Origin of the sequence: Kitasatospora sp. NPDC004799, assembly GCF_040609095.1 — a bacterium.
GTDB lineage: Bacteria > Actinomycetota > Actinomycetes > Streptomycetales > Streptomycetaceae > Kitasatospora.
On the sequence record NZ_JBEXJK010000183.1, the window covers coordinates 1 to 16032 of the forward strand.

Annotated in this window: 14 protein-coding genes; 5 read left to right on the forward strand and 9 right to left on the reverse strand. The window is 74.2% G+C overall.

Features of this window, described 5'->3' with window-relative positions:
• Window positions 1-696: prepilin peptidase (locus ABZW03_RS22535; protein WP_355261032.1), on the reverse strand; the 696-nt coding region annotated here is incomplete at its 3' end.
• Window positions 697-945: 249 nt separating this feature from the next.
• On the opposite strand from ABZW03_RS22535, the gene ABZW03_RS22540 reads away from it, so the two are divergent.
• A complete protein-coding gene (locus ABZW03_RS22540) occupies window positions 946-2160 on the forward strand; it encodes a pyridoxal phosphate-dependent aminotransferase (protein WP_355261034.1) in 1215 nt (404 codons plus the stop codon).
• A gap of 192 nt (window positions 2161-2352) precedes the next feature.
• On the opposite strand, the gene ABZW03_RS22545 is transcribed toward ABZW03_RS22540, so the two are convergent.
• Window positions 2353-4182 (reverse strand): phosphoenolpyruvate carboxykinase (GTP), encoded by a 1830-nt coding sequence (locus tag ABZW03_RS22545; protein ID WP_355261037.1) that lies wholly within the window; start codon window positions 4180-4182, stop codon window positions 2353-2355.
• A gap of 275 nt (window positions 4183-4457) precedes the next feature.
• Between ABZW03_RS22545 and ABZW03_RS22550 the strand changes: the two genes are divergently transcribed.
• Window positions 4458-5141, forward strand: coding sequence for a hemolysin III family protein (locus ABZW03_RS22550; protein WP_355261040.1), 684 nt, complete (start codon window positions 4458-4460; stop codon window positions 5139-5141).
• Here ABZW03_RS22550 and ABZW03_RS22555 read toward each other — a convergent pair.
• Window positions 5112-5738, reverse strand: a complete 627-nt coding sequence (locus tag ABZW03_RS22555) for a hypothetical protein (RefSeq protein ID WP_355261043.1) — start codon at window positions 5736-5738, stop codon at window positions 5112-5114. The two genes, ABZW03_RS22550 and ABZW03_RS22555, sit on opposite strands and share 30 nt — an antisense overlap.
• A 306-nt stretch (window positions 5739-6044) precedes the next feature.
• On the opposite strand from ABZW03_RS22555, the gene ABZW03_RS22560 reads away from it, so the two are divergent.
• Window positions 6045-7589: a DHA2 family efflux MFS transporter permease subunit gene (locus ABZW03_RS22560; RefSeq protein WP_355261046.1), complete on the forward strand. Its 1545-nt coding sequence runs from the start codon at window positions 6045-6047 to the stop codon at window positions 7587-7589.
• A 25-nt stretch (window positions 7590-7614) separates the two neighbouring features.
• The gene (locus ABZW03_RS22565; protein ID WP_355261048.1) at window positions 7615-8271 is read left to right on the forward strand and encodes a TetR family transcriptional regulator; all 657 of its coding nucleotides are present in this window, start codon (window positions 7615-7617) and stop codon (window positions 8269-8271) included.
• 187 nt (window positions 8272-8458) lie between these two features.
• On the opposite strand, the gene ABZW03_RS22570 is transcribed toward ABZW03_RS22565, so the two are convergent.
• A complete protein-coding gene (locus ABZW03_RS22570; RefSeq protein ID WP_355261050.1) occupies window positions 8459-9394 on the reverse strand; it encodes a hypothetical protein in 936 nt (311 codons plus the stop codon).
• An 8-nt stretch (window positions 9395-9402) separates the two neighbouring features.
• Window positions 9403-10095 (reverse strand): papain-like cysteine protease family protein, encoded by a 693-nt coding sequence (locus ABZW03_RS22575; protein ID WP_355261053.1) that lies wholly within the window; start codon window positions 10093-10095, stop codon window positions 9403-9405.
• A gap of 333 nt (window positions 10096-10428) precedes the next feature.
• Between ABZW03_RS22575 and ABZW03_RS22580 the strand changes: the two genes are divergently transcribed.
• Window positions 10429-11361: a hypothetical protein gene (locus ABZW03_RS22580; protein ID WP_355261068.1), complete on the forward strand. Its 933-nt coding sequence runs from the start codon at window positions 10429-10431 to the stop codon at window positions 11359-11361.
• A gap of 50 nt (window positions 11362-11411) precedes the next feature.
• On the opposite strand, the gene ABZW03_RS22585 is transcribed toward ABZW03_RS22580, so the two are convergent.
• From ABZW03_RS22585 to ABZW03_RS22600, 4 genes are all read right to left on the reverse strand, one after another.
• Window positions 11412-12272, reverse strand: coding sequence for a GNAT family N-acetyltransferase (locus ABZW03_RS22585; protein WP_355261056.1), 861 nt, complete (start codon window positions 12270-12272; stop codon window positions 11412-11414).
• A gap of 187 nt (window positions 12273-12459) precedes the next feature.
• Complete coding sequence (locus tag ABZW03_RS22590; RefSeq protein WP_355261059.1) at window positions 12460-14520, reverse strand: thioredoxin domain-containing protein; 2061 nt, start codon at window positions 14518-14520, stop codon at window positions 12460-12462.
• A gap of 41 nt (window positions 14521-14561) precedes the next feature.
• Window positions 14562-15389 (reverse strand): ABC transporter ATP-binding protein, encoded by an 828-nt coding sequence (locus ABZW03_RS22595; protein WP_355261062.1) that lies wholly within the window; start codon window positions 15387-15389, stop codon window positions 14562-14564.
• A 35-nt stretch (window positions 15390-15424) separates the two neighbouring features.
• The coding region (locus ABZW03_RS22600; RefSeq protein WP_355261065.1) for a prolyl oligopeptidase family serine peptidase at window positions 15425-16032 on the reverse strand (608 nt) is incomplete at its 5' end.

Here is a 16032-nt window from a genome sequence, read left to right on the forward strand (position 1 = left end):
GAGGGCTCCGTGCTGCTGGAACGGGCCTACCGGGTGGTCGAGCCGGCGCAGCGGGGGGCGGCGGGCCTGCGCGGCGGCGGCCCGCAGGGTGCCCCACAGCCCGGCGAGCACCATCGCCGCGAACAGCCCGCCGAGCGCCACCGACCAGCCGTACCAGCCGAGCAGCCCGCCCAGGGCGAGCCCGAGCGGGGAGTCCCCGGGGCCCAACGCGCCCAGCCAGACGGCCAGTTCGAGCAGACCCCCGACCGTGAGCGCGACCAGCAGGCAGCGCAGCAGCACCCCGGGGCCGACCGTCGGCGCCGCCGCCAGCAGCAGCGCGGACACCCCGCCGAGCAGCGGCACGGTCAGCCGGTACGGCAGCCGGCGCACCCGCGCGTCGACGAAGCCGAGCACCACGCCGAGCGCCGCCGCCCAGGCCAGCGCCAGGGTCACCACCACCAGCCGGTCCGCCGCGTACGCCACCGCGACGGCCGCCGCCGCCGCGACCACCTCCACCGACCCGGGGCCGGCGCCCAGCCGCTCCCGGCAGCCCGGGCAGCGCCCGGTCGGCGGCAGCAGGCGCACCCGGCGCCCGCAGGACGGGCAGTCCTCGCACCGGGGCTCGCCCTCCGGCACCGCGTACCGGGCGATCAGCCCGCGCAGCGGCGGAGCCGCCAGGAGACCGACCAGCACCGCCGCGACCACGACCGGGACCACCGGCGCACCCCCTCCTCGACCGACGCACCGGCCGCATCCTCCCGCGCCGGGCAGTGTGCCGTCCGTCTCGTTCCGGCCGGCGGTGCGGCGACGCTCCTCGCATACAGGAGCATTCCGGACATTCGACTGCCGGTTCGGAAGGCTGCCCGGCACCCCCGCCTGGCGATCCAAGGGGGCCGTGCGGGCCCTCGGAAGCGCCCCCGCGGAGACCCGCCGCACGCCCCCTCCGTACCCCTAAAGTAGGCGGACATGCAGGTCATCCAGTCCAGCAAGCTCGCCAATGTCTGCTACGACATCCGCGGCCCGGTGCTCGACGAGGCGATGCGGCTGGAGGAACAGGGCCACCGCATCCTGAAGCTCAACACCGGCAACCCGGCCACCTTCGGGTTCGAGGCGCCCCCGGAGATCCTCCAGGACATCCTGCGCAACCTCGCCACCGCGCACGGCTACGGCGACTCCAAGGGTCTGCTCTCCGCCCGCCGCGCGGTGGTCATGCACTACGAGGACCGCGGGCTGCACGGCCTCTCGGTCGACGACGTCTTCCTCGGCAACGGCGTCTCCGAGCTGATCCAGCTGGCCATGACCGCGCTGCTGGACGACGGCGACGAGGTGCTCGTCCCGGCCCCGGACTACCCGCTGTGGACCGCCTCGGTCTCGCTGGCCGGCGGCACCGCGGTGCACTACCGCTGCGACGAGCAGTCCGAGTGGTACCCGGACCTCGCCGACATCGAGGCCAAGGTCACCGACCGGACCAGGGCCATCGTGGTGATCAACCCGAACAACCCGACCGGCGCGGTCTACCCGCGCGAGGTGCTGGAGGGCATCGCGGAGATCGCCCGCCGGCACCAGCTGGTGGTCTACGCGGACGAGATCTACGACAAGATCCTCTACGACGACGCCGAGCACGTCCCGCTGGCCACCCTGGCCCCGGACCTGCTCTGCATCACCTTCAACGGGCTGTCCAAGGCGTACCGGGTCGCGGGCTTCCGCTCCGGCTGGATGGTGCTGTCGGGCGACCGGCACCGGGCCCGCAGCTACATCGAGGGCCTGACGGTGCTCGCCTCGATGCGGCTGTGCGCCAACATGCCCGCGCAGCACGCGGTGGCCGCCGCGCTCGGCGGGCGGCAGTCGATCCGCGACCTGGTGCTGCCCGGCGGCCGGCTGCACGCCTCGCGCGACGCCGCGTACGAGCTGCTGAACCGGATCCCGGGGGTCAGCTGCGTCAAGCCCAAGGGCGCGCTGTACGCCTTCCCCCGGCTGGACCCCAAGGTCCACAAGATCAAGGACGACGCCCAGATGGTGCTCGACCTGCTGCGCTCCCAGCGCATCCTGCTGGTCCAGGGCACCGGCTTCAACTGGCCCGAGCCGGACCACTTCCGGCTGGTCACGCTGCCCCGGGCGGAGGAGATCACCGACGCGGTGACCCGGATCGGCGACTTCCTCGACGGCTACGTCCAGCCGTAGCCCCGGGCGGGGCGTACGTCCAGCCGTGGCCTCCGGCGGGGGCCGCCGGGAAAACACTACGGCCGGAGTCCCGGCCCGGGCGATCTCCTTGGTCGGGGGAAAATCGCCCGGCGGAACTCCGGCCGTCCTGCCGCTCGGCGGAGCGCGCGGTTCGTGCCGCGCGCCCGCCTCTCTCCCGGCTGAGGCTCAGGCTCAGCCGAGGCGCGCGACGAGGTTCCGGTACTCGTCCCACAGCTCCTTCGGGGTGTGGTCGCCGAAGGTCTCCAGGTGGGCCGGCACGAGGGCGGCCTCCTGGCGCCAGATGTCGGCGTCCACGGTGAAGAGCAGGTCGAGGTCCTCCTTGGACAGCTCCAGGCCTCCCAGGTCGAAGCCGTCGACGGTCGGCAGCACGCCGATCGGGGTCTCGACGCCCTCGCCGGTGCCCTCCAGGCGCTCGACGATCCACTTGAGCACGCGGCTGTTCTCGCCGTAGCCGGGCCAGACGAACTTGCCCTCGGCGTTCTTGCGGAACCAGTTGACGTAGTAGATCTTCGGCAGCTTGGCGGGGTCCGCCTGGGCGCCGACCTTCAGCCAGTGGGCGAAGTAGTCGCCCATGTTGTAGCCGCAGAACGGCAGCATCGCGAACGGGTCGCGGCGCAGCTCGCCGACGGTGCCCTCGGCGGCGGCGGTCTTCTCGGAGGCGATGTTGGCGCCGAGGAAGACGCCGTGCTGCCAGTCGAAGGACTCGGTGACCAGCGGGACGGCGGTGGCGCGGCGGCCGCCGAACAGGATCGCCGAGATCGGCACGCCCGCCTGGTCCTCCCACTCCGGGGCGATGGTCGGGCACTGCGCGGCCGGGACGGCGAAGCGGGCGTTCGGGTGGGCGGCCGGGGTGCCGGACTCGGGGGTCCAGTCGTTGCCGCGCCAGTCGGTCAGGTGCGCCGGGGGCTCCTCGGTGAGGCCCTCCCACCACACGTCGCCGTCGTCGGTGAGGGCGACGTTGGTGAAGACGGTGTTGCCCCAGAGGGTCTCGATCGCGTTGGCGTTGGTGTCCACGCCGGTGCCGGGGGCGACGCCGAAGAAGCCGGCCTCGGGGTTGATCGCGTAGAGGCGGCCGTCCTCCTTGTTGAACCGCATCCAGGCGATGTCGTCGCCGATCGTCTCGACCTTCCAGCCCGGGACCGTCGGCTGGAGCATGGCCAGGTTGGTCTTGCCGCAGGCCGAGGGGAAGGCGGCCGCGACGTACTTGGCCTCGCCGTTCGGCGGGGTGAGCTTCAGGATGAGCATGTGCTCGGCCAGCCAGCCCTCGTCACGGGCCATGGTCGAGGCGATGCGCAGCGCGTAGCACTTCTTGCCGAGCAGGGCGTTGCCGCCGTAGCCCGAGCCGAAGGACCAGATCTCCTTGGTCTCCGGGAAGTGCGAGATGTACTTGGTGGTGTTGCACGGCCACGGCACGTCCGCCTGGCCCTCGGCGAGCGGGGCGCCGACGGTGTGCACGGCCTTGACGAAGTCGCCGTCCTCGCCGAGCTGGTCCAGCACGGCCTGACCCATCCGGGTCATCACGCGCATGGAGACGGCGACGTAGGCGGAGTCGGTGATCTCGACGCCGTACGCGGCCAGCGGGGAGCCGACCGGGCCCATCGAGAAGGGCACGACGTACATCGTGCGGCCCTTCATCGCGCCGCGGAAGAGACCCTGCTCGCCCTGGAAGACGGCCCGCATCTCGGCGGGGGCCTTCCAGTTGTTGGTCGGTCCGGCGTCCTTCTCCTGCTCGGAGCAGATGAAGGTGCGGTCCTCCACGCGCGCCACGTCCGTCGGGTCCGAGGCGGCGTAGTAGGAGTTGGGGCGCTTCTCCTCGTTGAGCTTCTTGAAGGTGCCCTGCGCCACCAGCAGGTCCGCGAGGCGCTGGTACTCCTCGTCGGAACCGTCGCACCACTCGATGCGGTCCGGCTGGGTGAGCTCGGCGATCTCGCTCACCCAAGCGAGCAGCTGCTTGTGGCGGGTGGGCGCGGATGCGCTGAGAGCAGAGATCTCGTACGACACGATCGCTCCGTTTCACGCCATCTCGGCGAGGAGACGGCGTCGCGGGGGTCTGAGGGTGCTTGCAGCGTAGCCCCGGACTCAAGGCTCGAACGCGGCGCAGCGTCGAAATTGACGCATCTTTTACTACAACAAGTATGATTACTTATGAGTAACATGCCGGTCACATCGGCGGTGGAGTGGGCGGGGCCACACTCCAAATACTCCAAAACGTCTAAGAGTGATGATCACCACTTCCTACGCGCGAGTAACCTACGGGTCCGTAGGTAGCGGGTAGCATGCAGCGCATGACTGCTGCTGCGCTCGCGGAGAGTGCCCGCACGGAGAGCAAGCCGAAGTGGCGCGGCTGGCTGCACGCCGGGATGTTCCCCGCCACGGTGGCCGCCGGGATCGTGCTGATATCCCTGGCCGACTCCACGCCCGCCAAGATCGCCTGCGCGATCTACTCGGTCAGCGCCTGGCTGCTGTTCGGCGTCAGCGCGGTGTACCACCGCTTCGACTGGGGCCCGCGCGGGGACGCCGTGCTGCGCCGGCTGGACCACGCGAACATCTTCCTGATCATCGCGGGCACCTACACGCCGTTCACGATGCTGCTGCTCGAGGGCGCCGACCAGCAGCTGCTGCTCTGGGCGGTCTGGGGCGGCGCGCTGGCCGGGATCGCGTTCCGGGTGTTCTGGGTCGGCGCGCCGCGCTGGCTGTACACGCCGGTGTACCTCGCCCTGGGCTGGGCCGCCGCCTTCTTCCTGCCGGACTTCCTGCGCACCGGCGGGGTCGCCGTCCTGGTGCTGATGATCGTCGGCGGGGTGCTCTACAGCATCGGCGGCGTGGTGTACGGGCTCAAGCGGCCCAACCCCTCACCGCGCTGGTTCGGGTTCCACGAGGTGTTCCACGCCTTCACCCTGGGGGCGTTCATCGTCCAGTACGTCGGCGTCTCACTGGTGGCGTACAGCACGGCCGGCTGATCCCGGCGCGCCCCGACGGGCGGTCGAACGGTCCACGGACCGGGCGGCCGCCCGTTCGGCCGTCCAGGGCCGCTCGTACGGGGCCCGGAGCTGCGGGCGGCACGGGGAGGCCGCGTGGTCGGCGCCGCCGGGCTCCGGCCGCGGGTCGAGGTCCTGCAGCGGCCCGGGCGCGTGGTGGTGGCCGCCGTGCGCGTGGTGCCGCTCCCCGTGCTCCTGGCGGGGCTCCCGGGAGGGCTCGGGCTGCGGTCCGGCCGGCGACGGGAGCGCCGCGGAACCGGGCCGCCGGGGCGCGCCCGCCGAGCCGGACCGCGCCTGCCGGGCGTCCAGTGCCTCGCGGGCCCGGCGGCAGCGCTCGCAGTGCGCGGCGTCCGGGATGCCGCGGCGCGGGCGGTGCCGGACCGGGGCCGGCTCGCCGTGCAGCGCGCGCCAACGGCGGGCGACGTAGACCATGAGCAGCAGGGTCTCCGCCCCGGCGACCGCCAGGACCAGCGCGGCGCCGTTGATCAGATAGGCCGCGACCACGGCCAGCGCGGAGCCCACCACCACCGCCGAACCCCACACCTGGGCGCTCGTCCGCCTGTCGTCCGCGTCGGCCACTTCGATCCCCTTTCCCGGTGCCGGGCACGTGGTCGGCTCCCGCCGCCCCACCTCTTCTCCGCTCTCGGCACGCGTCGGCCAGCACTGACCGATTGCCACATCGTATCTACCGACAGTCATGGCCAACCGCCCCGAGGCGGCGAACGGCAGATCAACGTTGCGTCAATTCCTTGTGCGGAAGCGGCACTTCCAGGACACATCACGGAGCGTAGCCGATGCGCCACCCCTGAAGCATCTTGACGGTCGCTATCTTTTGAGAGTTACTCTCATTTGAGAGAGAATCCCACTATGCCTGGGAGGTTACCCGTGTCCTCCGCACCGCCCGCCGCCGCGGCCACCGCCGCACCCACCGCCTCCGCCGATCCGCGCCGCCGGCTCGCCCTGGTCGCCGTCGCCCTGAGCGTCCTGGTGGTCAGCTTCGACATGACGGTCCTCAACGTCGCGCTGCCCACGCTGGCCGCGCAGCTGGGGGCCGGCACCGGACAGCAGCAGTGGATCGTCGACGCCTACACCGTGGTCTTCGCCGCCGTGATGCTCCCGGCCGGCCTGCTCGGCGACCGCTTCGGCCGCCGCCGCACGCTCACCGCCGGACTCGCCCTGTTCGCCCTGGCCTCCGCCGTCGGCATGCTCGCCGACTCCCCCGCCACCCTGATCGCCGCCCGCACCGGCATGGGCCTGGCCGCCTCGCTGGTGATGCCGATGTCGATGGCGGTGATCCCCGGCCTCTTCCCGCCCGCCGAGCAGCGCCGGGCCACCGCGGTCCTGGCCGCCGCGATCGCCCTCGGCGCCCCGCTCGGGCCGCTGATCGGCGGCCTCCTGCTCCAGCACTTCTGGTGGGGCTCGATCTTCGCGATCAACCTCCCGCTCACCGCGATCGGCATCGCCGCCTGCGTGCTGCTGCTGCCCGAGACCCGCAACCCGGCCGCGCCCCGGATCGACCCGCTCGCCACCGTGCTCGCCGCCGCCGGCCTGGCCGGACTCACCTACGGCATCATCGAGGGCGCCGAACGCGGCTGGACCGACCCGCTGGTGCTCGGCACCCTGCCCGGCTCGCTGCTCGCCCTCACCGCACTGGTGCTGCGCTCCCGCCGGCAGCGCGACCCGATGCTCGACCTCGGCCTGCTCGCCGACCGCACCTTCCGCTGGTCCGCCGTCGCGGCCACGCTGATCTCGCTCGTCCTGTTCGGCGCCTTCTTCGTCCTGCCGCCCTACTTCCAGAGCGTGCTCGGCACGGACGCCCTCGGCAGCGGGCTGCGGCTGATGCCGATGATGCTCGGGCTGCTGGTCGCCGCCAAGGCCACCGACCGGCTGGTCGACCGGCTCGGCGCCCGTACGGTGATCAGCCTCGGCCTGGCCCTGCTCGCCGCCGCGCTGCTGTTCGGCAGCCGCACCGGCGTCGGCGACGGCTACGGGCGGGCGGCGGTCTGGCTCGGCGTGCTCGGCGTCGGCATGGGGCTGTCGCTGATCACCGCCCAGTCCGCCGCCCTGGCCACCCTGCCGCCGGCCCGGGCGGGCGTCGGCTCGGGACTGCTGCAGACGCTGCGGCAGGTCGGCGGCGCGATCGGGATCGCCGCCTTCGGCAGCCTGCTGTCCGGGGCGTACCGCGGAGCGCTGGACACCGGTGGGCTGCCGGCCGAGGCGGCGCACCGGGCCGGGGAGTCGGTGGTCGCCGCCGACGCCGTCGCCCGGACCGGGGGCGGGTCGGCGCTCAGCTCCTCCGCGCACGCGGCGTACGTGCACGGGATGGGGGTGGTGCTGCTGGTCTCCGGGCTGGTCGCGGTGGTCTCGGCGGTGCTGGTCGCGGCCCGGATGCCCGCGGACACCCCGGCCGCCGACGGAGATCACGGATGAGCGGGGATCACGGATAATCGGGGGCATGACTCCCCAGCAGCCGACCGCGGCCCCTCCGGACGCCCCGACCAACCCGGTCCAGGCGATGCTGGAGGCGCCGCTGTCGCTGCGCGAGCGCAAGAAGCTCAAGACCCGCCAGACCATCCGGCGCGAGGCGTACCGGATGTTCACCGAGCAGGGCTACGACAGCACCACGGTGGAGCAGATCGCCGCCGCCGCCGAGGTCTCGCCGTCCACCTTCTTCCGGTACTTCGCCACCAAGGAGGACCTGGTCCTCTCCGACGAGTACGACCCGGCGATGATCGCCGCCCTGCTGGCGCGGCCCGCCGACGAACCCTTCCTGGAGTCCTGCCGGGCGGCCATGGCCGACCTGATCCACCAGTTGCTCCGGCACGACCGCGAGGAACTGTTCACCCGGATGCGGCTGATCACCGAGGTCCCCGCGCTGCGCGCCGCGCTGTACCGGAGCAGCAGCAGCCCGCAGGAGCTGTTCCTCACCGTGCTCACCCGGCGGGCCGGCGTCGAGGAGCCCACGTACGAGATGCGGGTGACCGCGGCCGCCATCGCCGCGGCCACCGCCGAGGCCCTGCTCCAGTGGGCGGCGGACGGGGGACGGGAGGACATCGCGGGACTGGTCGACCGGACCTTCGCGCTGTTGGGGAGCGGGTTCGCGGGGGTGTGACGGCCCCTTTCTCGGCTCCCCTCTCCAGGGGCGCTGTGTGACGGGCGCCGTGTGACGGGTGCTCTGCGACGGGCGCTGTGTGACGGGTGCTCAGCGACGGGTGCTGTGTGACGGGTGCTGTGTGACGGGTGCTGTGTGACGGTGCGGATCGCGGGGCCCGGCCCGACCGACCGGGCCCCGCCCGCCGTCAGCCGCGGCGGACGCCCTTCCTCCGCCGCAGCGCGGCACCCGCGCCCACCAGCGCGGTGGCTCCCAGGGCGGCCGCCGCCGTCACGGCCGGCAGCGCCGAACCGCCGCCCGCGGACTGCGGTGCCGCCGCGGACCGCGGTTCGGCCACCAGCTCGGGCGCCGCCCCGGACAGCGGTGCCGCGTCCACCTGGTAGCCGCCGCCCGTGCCCGCCCGGTCGTACGCCGAGCCGGGCAGCTTGTCCCCGTACCGCTGGTGCACCAGCTGCTGGTACGCGGCCAGGGTGACCCCGCCCGCGCCCACCGAGCGCCGGGCCTCGTCGTCCAGCGGCAGCACCCGGCCGTCGCGCAGCACGTACCAGGCGTTGACCTGCGGCTCGCGGAAGGCGGTGCCGCCGCCGCTGCCCGCCGCCTCGGCCGCGTAGTCGCTCTCGTCACCGCCCGAGGCGATGTTGACCACCTTCCAGTCCCCGTCCTGCCGGACGGTCCAGACCGAGGCGCTCTGCCCGTCCGCCGCGACCACCTTGCTGGCGGTGAACTCGGCCTTCGCCACCGGTGCGCCCGGGGTGCCCGCCACGAAGCCGGGGTCCAGGAGGTAGACCGGTACGGTGTCGCCGACCAGCCGCGGTGCGGACGCGCTCGCCGCCCGGGCCTCCTCGGCGGCGCCGATGGTCAGCTGCTGGGTCGGCGGGACGCCCTTGCGAGCGAAGAAGTGGCCGACCTTGTCGAGGACGGCCGGGTCCTGGACCGCGCCGCGGGCCTGCGCCAGCTCGGCGGCGGGCACCGGGGCCGGGGCGGCGGCGTGCGCGGCCGGGGCGGCCGGCTCGGCGGCGTGCGCGGCCGGGGCGAGCGCCAGCGCGAGGCCGGCGGTGAGCAGGGCGGTGGCGGTGGTCACGGCCGTGGTCACGGCCCGACGACGGTTCTCGGTCTCGGTCATGGCCGCCCTCACGCGCCGATCCGGTACAGGGAGTGGGTCCACGAGAACGTGTTGTTGTTCACGTAGTACCAGTAGTCCGCCCAGTTGTAGCGGTAGTTGGAGGGCCAGGGGTCGCCCCAGTAGACCCAGTTGTTCCCGGTGTCGTAGCCGTACAGGACGTGCATGTGGCCGCCGCCCGAACTCCACTGGATGCGCGTCTCGATCGGGCGGTCGGCGTTCACCTCGGACTGCACGGTGGCGTAGTTCAGGTACCCGTTGACGTACGAGCCCGGGTTGATGCCGACCCAGTTCAGCCCGTTCTGCACGTCGCCCAGTGTGGCCTGGTTGTTGGGGCAGCTGGAGTTGACGGAGCGGCCGAACGCGGCGTTGCAGAACTGGTTCTGGCTGTAGTTGTAGCCGTACCAGGTGGCGATGGTGTTCCCGCTCGCCGCCCAGCACCAGTTGGTCTGCTGTTGCTGCTGCATGGTGATGTTGAGCTTCTTGTACGTGCCGGCCAGGTCGACCGTGCTGCCGGGCGCGGCGGCCTGGCGGACCTGGTGCGCGGCCCGCTCCTGAGCGTGGGCCTGGGCCTGGGTCTGGGTCTGTTGTCCGGCCGGGGCGGCGATCGCGGGCGCGGCCACCGCGGCGGTGAGCGCCGGGCCCAGCACGCCGAGGGCGAGCAGGGAGACCGCGCGGCGCAGCCGTATCCGTGGAACTGGCATGGGGGAATGCCTCCTTGCACGAGTGGAGCGAGGTGCTGTGTGGGGGCGCGGTCCGGATCGCGCCCCGAGCATCGCGCCTTGTCAGAGGCAGGTCAACGGCCCTCGGCCGGGCCCGGGCGGAGGTGTGAACGGGCGGGCGCGGGTGTGAACGGCGTTCCGGAAACCGCCGCGCAGCAGGCTCGGACCGGTGACAAACCACCACATCGATGTGAATATTCACGGTCAAAAGCCGGTCCGTCCGGTCCGTCCGGGCCACCCGGCCGCCCGGGCCGCCCGCATGCCGAACGGCCCGGACGGAACGCCCGCCGGAACGCCCGCCCCCAGGAGGCCGCCATCCACAAGAGCGACCCAGCCGACCTCGCCGCCGCCCTGCGCACCGGACCCTTCCACCTCGCCCTGCGCACCGCGATCTCCGCCCGGGGCCTCGCCCTGCACCGCATCCGCCGCCACCTCGCGCTGCGCGGCGTCAACGTCAGTCTCACCAGCCTCAGTTACTGGCAGCAGGGCCGCCGGCGCCCCGAACGCGCCGAGTCACTGCGCGCCGTCGCCGCCCTGGAAGAGGTCCTCGACCTGCCCGAGCACTCCCTCACCCGGCTGCTCGGCCCCCGCCGCGCCGCCGACCCGGCCCCGGCCGGCCCTCCCGTCCGCCCCTACCGCGACCTCATCTCCCCGGCCGTGGCCGTCGACGACCTGCTCGCCACCCTCGCCGGCCCGCGCGACACCGGGCTGCACACCATCACCCACATCGAACGCATCCGGGTCGGTCCCGACCGCCAGCTCACCCGCCGCGACTCCCAGCACGCCCTGCGCGCCCACCGCGACGGCATCGACCGCTACCTCGCGCTCTACCAGGGCGATCCGGGCAGCGACATCAGCCGCGTCGGCGTCCGCGCCGAGGAGAACTGCCGCCCCGGCCGCATCCGCCGCGACCAGGCCCACCACCTGCTCGCCGCCGAACTCCTGCTCGACCGCCGGCTGCGCGCCGGCGACACCCACCTGCTCGGCTACGGCTTCGACGACGCCCCCTCCCCCGACGCCAGCTGCGAGTACGTCCGGGGCTTCAACTCCGGTGCGGGCCAGTACGTCCTCCAGGTCACCTTCCACCCCGCCGCCCTCCCCGTCCGCTGCCACCGGTTCGCCCTCCACTCCCCCGGCGCGACGCCGTACGAGACCGAGGAGCTCACCCTCGACGGGCACCACTGCGTGCACCTGGTGGCCACCGCCCTGCGGCCGTGCCTGCTGGGGATCCGCTGGGACTGGGAGTGACGGGCGGCGGGGCGCGGGGGCGGCGCGCCGAGCCGTGACCTGCCCTTCGGCTACGGCCGGCGGAAGTCCATGACCAGGGAGTCCTCCACCGCCCGGTAGCCGATCTGCTGGTAGATGGAGTTGCTGGTGGGGTTGGCGAGGTCGGTGTAGAGCAGGACCTCGGTGGCGCCGCGGGCGAGGAGGTGGGCCGAGGTGGCGGCGGTGACGGCGGTGCCGTAGCCGCGCCCGCGGCTCCCGACCGGGGTGTAGACCGGGCCGATGCGGGACATGCCGACGAGGACCGGGCTGCTGCCGGCCATGGCGACCGGGCGGCCGCCGTCCTCCCACAGGTGCAGGCAGCCGGCCGCGGTCCGCTCGTCCACCGCCCGCGGGACGTCGGGGAGTTCGACCTCGGCCTCGACCAGGAACTCCTCGTACCAGCGGATCGCCAGCGCGCGGTCGGCCGGTTCGGCCAGCCGGTGGCGGCCGGCCGGCGGGCGCGGCGGGTCGGCCAACTCGCCGAGCCGGTAGAGCCGTTCCTCGAAACGGACGGACGACTCGGTGCCGGTGGCCGCCGTCCAGGCGTCGGCGAAGGCGCGGACCGCCCCGGTTCCCCCGCCGACCCCGGTCACCGTGGTGAACCCGCTGCCGGCGGCGGCCAGGGCGACCGCCAGCTCGGCGGCCGCGGTCGGCGGCATGTGGGAGAGCCGGGGGTCGAACGGCGGCGTCTGGAGGAAGGCGCCCCCGACCGGGCCGCCGTCCCCGGCGCGCCACCAGCCGAAGACCGGCGGCTCGCCGAACACCGTCGGGCCGGACTCGGCCAGCCGGTGGGCGATGGTGAGCAGGACGGTGTTCTCGGCGGGGCGGACGGCCAGGAAGGCGCCCGCCTGCTCGCGGAACTCGTCGAGGGACGTGCTGAAAGTCCAGGTCATGGCCCATGGTGGACCCGTCCGGGGCTCCTTCGCCAACGGTTATCCGACGACCGCCGCCGGCTGTCCGGCCACCGACGGCTGTCCGATCGCCCGCCAACGGCTGACCGACCGCCGCCGGCTGTCCGATCGCCCGCCAACGGCTGACCGGCCGCCGCCGGCTGTCCGGCCGCCGCCGGGGCGCCGCCCGCTACTCGACCACCACGCCCAGCTTCCCGGCCAGCGCCGCCGGATCGGTGGTCGGGGCGTCGCAGGCGAAGTGCCGGCAGACGTACGCCGTGGGCGCCCCGCCGACCAGCGGCCGGTCGGCCAGCAGCGGCACCTCGGCCTCCCCGGGCACCCCTGCCTCCCCGGGCGCACCGACCGCGACCACCGCCCCCGGCGCCGTCCCGAGCAGCGCGGCCCGGCGCAGCGCCGCGGTGGCCGGGTCGCCGTCCGGGCCGACCACGGCGACCTCGCGCGGCCCGTCGAGCAGCGCCTCCGCGACGGCGAGGCCCCAGCCGATGAACCGCGGCGCCCGGCCGGCGAGCGCGCCGACCACCCCGAGGGCCCGCTCGGCGGCGGTGCGGTGCCGCTCGGAGCCGGTGTACGCGGCGTACGTGAGCAGGGCACCGGCGGCGGCCGTCCAGCCGGACGGGGTGGCGTTGTCGGTCGGGTCCTGGGGTCGGCGGATCAGCTCCTCCGCGTCGTCGGCGGTGTCGTACAGCGCTCCGGAGGCCTCGTCGGTGAAGTGCTTGAGCACGGTGTCGAGCAGGCCGCCCGCCAGCTGGAGCCAGGAGGCCTCGCCGGTGACGGCGTACAGCGCGAGGAAGCCCTCGGCGGTGTCCGCGTAGTCCTCCAGCACACCCGCGTTGGCGCCGGCGCGGCCGTCCCGGGAGGTGCGCAGCAGCCGGCCGTCCGCGGTGAGGTGGACGGCGAGCAGCAGGTCGGCGGCGCGCTCGGCGGCCTCGACCAGGTCGGGGCGGTCCAGCAGCGCGCCGGTCTCGGCGAGCGCGGCGACGGCCAGGCCGTTCCAGGCGGCGACCACCTTGTCGTCCCGGGCCGGGGCGGGCCGGGACGACCGGGCCTCGGCCATCCGCGCCCGGATCGCCTCGTACTCGGCGAAGTCCTCGGGGTCGGCGAGGAGTTGGAGCACCGAGGTGCCGTGTTCGAAGGTCCCCTCGGCGGTGACGGTGAACAGCCGGGCGGCGGTGGCCGCGTCGGCGGGGCCGAGCAGGTCGACCAGTTGGCCGGGCTCCCACACGTAGTAGGCGCCCTCGGCGGACTGCCCGGTCTCCTCGTCCAGGCTGTCGGCGTCCAGCGCGGAGGCGAACGCGCCCTCGGGCGTGCGCAGTTCGCGCAGCAGGAAGTCCGCCGTGGACAGCGCGACCCGGCGGGCCAGGTCCGAGCCGGTGGCCCGCCACAGGTGCAGGTAGGCGCGCAGCAGCAGGGCGTTGTCGTACAGCATCTTCTCGAAGTGCGGCACCACCCAGCCGGCGTCCACCGCGTACCGGGCGAAGCCGCCGCCGAGCTGGTCGTGGATGCCGCCGCGGGCCATCGCCTCGCCGGTGCGGACGGCCATCTCCAGCGCCGCCTCCGAACCGGTCCGGGCGTGGTGGCGCAGCAGGAACTCCAGCACCATGGCCGGCGGGAACTTGGGCGCGCCGCCGAAGCCGCCGCGGCTCTGGTCGAAGTCCCGGCTGAGGGCCACCAGCGCCTGGTGCAGGTCCGCCTCGCCGGGCGGGTTGTGGGCGCCGGCCGAGTAGACGGCGGCCCGCTCGGCCAGGTCGGCCCGGATCCGCCCGGCGACCTCCCCGACCTCCTCCCGCCGGTCCCGCCAGGCGGCGTCCACGCCCTCCAGCACCTGCCGGAACGACGGCATCCCGTGCCGGGGCTGCGGCGGGAAGTAGGTCCCGAAGTAGAACGGCTCCTTGTCCGGCGTGAGGAACACCGTCATCGGCCACCCGCCCTGCCCGGTCGCGGCCTGCACCGCCTCCATGTACACGGCGTCGACGTCCGGCCGCTCCTCCCGGTCCACCTTCACCGCGACGAACCGCCCGTTGAGGTACTCGGCGAGCCCGGCGTCCTCGAAACTCTCGTGCGCCATCACGTGGCACCAGTGGCACGCCGCGTACCCGACGGACAGCAGGACGGGGACGCCGCGGCGGTGGGCCTCCTCGAAGGCGTCGGGGCCCCAGGGCCACCAGTCGACGGGGTTGTCGGCGTGCTGGAGCAGGTAGGGCGAGGTCGCGTCCGCGAGACGGTTCGGCATGGGGACCATCCTCGCGCATCCGGCGGGCGGCGGGCGGGAGGTCAGGCCGGGCCGGACCAGTAGCTGATGCCCAGGTTGGCGTCGAAGGTGCGCATCCGGCCGAGCACCTGGTCGGGCGTCGGGGCGAGGAGTTCGTCGACGATGCGGCCGTCGGCGAGGAAGACGACGCGGTCGGCGTAGGAGGCGGCGACCGGGTCGTGGGTGACCATCACGACGGTCTGGCCGAGTTCCCGGACGCACCGGCGCAGCAGGGCGAGGATCTCGGCGGCGGAGCGGGAGTCCAGGTTGCCGGTCGGTTCGTCGGCGAAGACGACGCGGGGCCGGCCGACCAGTGCCCGGACGCAGGCGACGCGCTGCTGCTGGCCGCCGGAGAGCTGGGAGGGCCGGTGGCCGAGCCGCGCGCCGAGGCCGGCCGCCTCGACCAGGGTGTGCAGCCACTGCCGGTCGAGGGTGCGGCCGGCCAGGGTCAGCGGCAGGGTGATGTTCTCCGACACCGTCAGGGTGGGGATCAGGTGGAAGGCCTGGAAGACGAAGCCCACCTGGTCGCGGCGGAGCCTGGTCAGCCGGCCGTCGCTCAGCCGGGTAAGGTCCACGTCACCGATCCGGACCGCACCCGAGGTGCAGGACTCCAGCCCGGCGAGGCACTGGAGCAGGGTGGACTTGCCCGAGCCGGACGGGCCCATGATCGCCGCGAACTCGCCCTCCCGGAAGGCCACCGACACCCGCTCCAGCGCCACCACCCGGGCATCGCCCGAGCCGTGCACCTTGGTCAGGTCGACGGCCGACACGGCGGCCGGGGCGTGGTGCGCGGCGCGGGGCTGACCTCCGGGACGGGACGGGCCTCCGGGGAGGGGCGGGTGATCGGTCATCGGTGGTGCTCTCCTCGGTTGGACACGGGCGAAGGTCAGGACTGGGGGCGGGGCGGGGAGCCGGTCGGGCCGGCGGGCGGCCGCAGGCCGGTGCCCGCGCCCAGCAGGGCGAGGGAGCGGACGGCGAGCTCGCGCCCGGCCGCGGCCGGGCGCCCCTGGTGGCCGCCGCTGTCGTGGTGGTCGAGCAGGACCGGTGCGCCCCCGGTGCCGGCCTGCCCGAGCGCCGCGCAGAGCTTCCAGGCGTGCCAGGGCGGCACCCGCGCGTCGTTCGCCCCGGTGGCGAGCAGCACCGCCGGGTACGCCGTCCCGGGCACCACCCGGTGGTACGGGGAGTAGTCGAGCAGCGCCCGCAGCGCCTGCGGGTCGGCCGGGTCGCCGTACTCCTCGGTCCAGAGCCGGCCGAGGCCGCCGACCTGGTAGCGGGCCAGGTCGGTGAGCGGGGCCGCGCACACGGCGGCGGACAGCAGCCCGGGCTCGCGGGTGAGTGCGGCGGCGACCACCAGGGCGCCGTTGCTGGCGGCCAGCGCGCCCAGCCCGCCGGGCGGGGCCTCGCCGCGTTCGACCAGCATCGCGGCGGCGGCCCGGAAGTCGTCCATGGTGGTGTTCTTGCCGGCGCCGCGGCCCGCGGCCGCCCAGGCGGGGC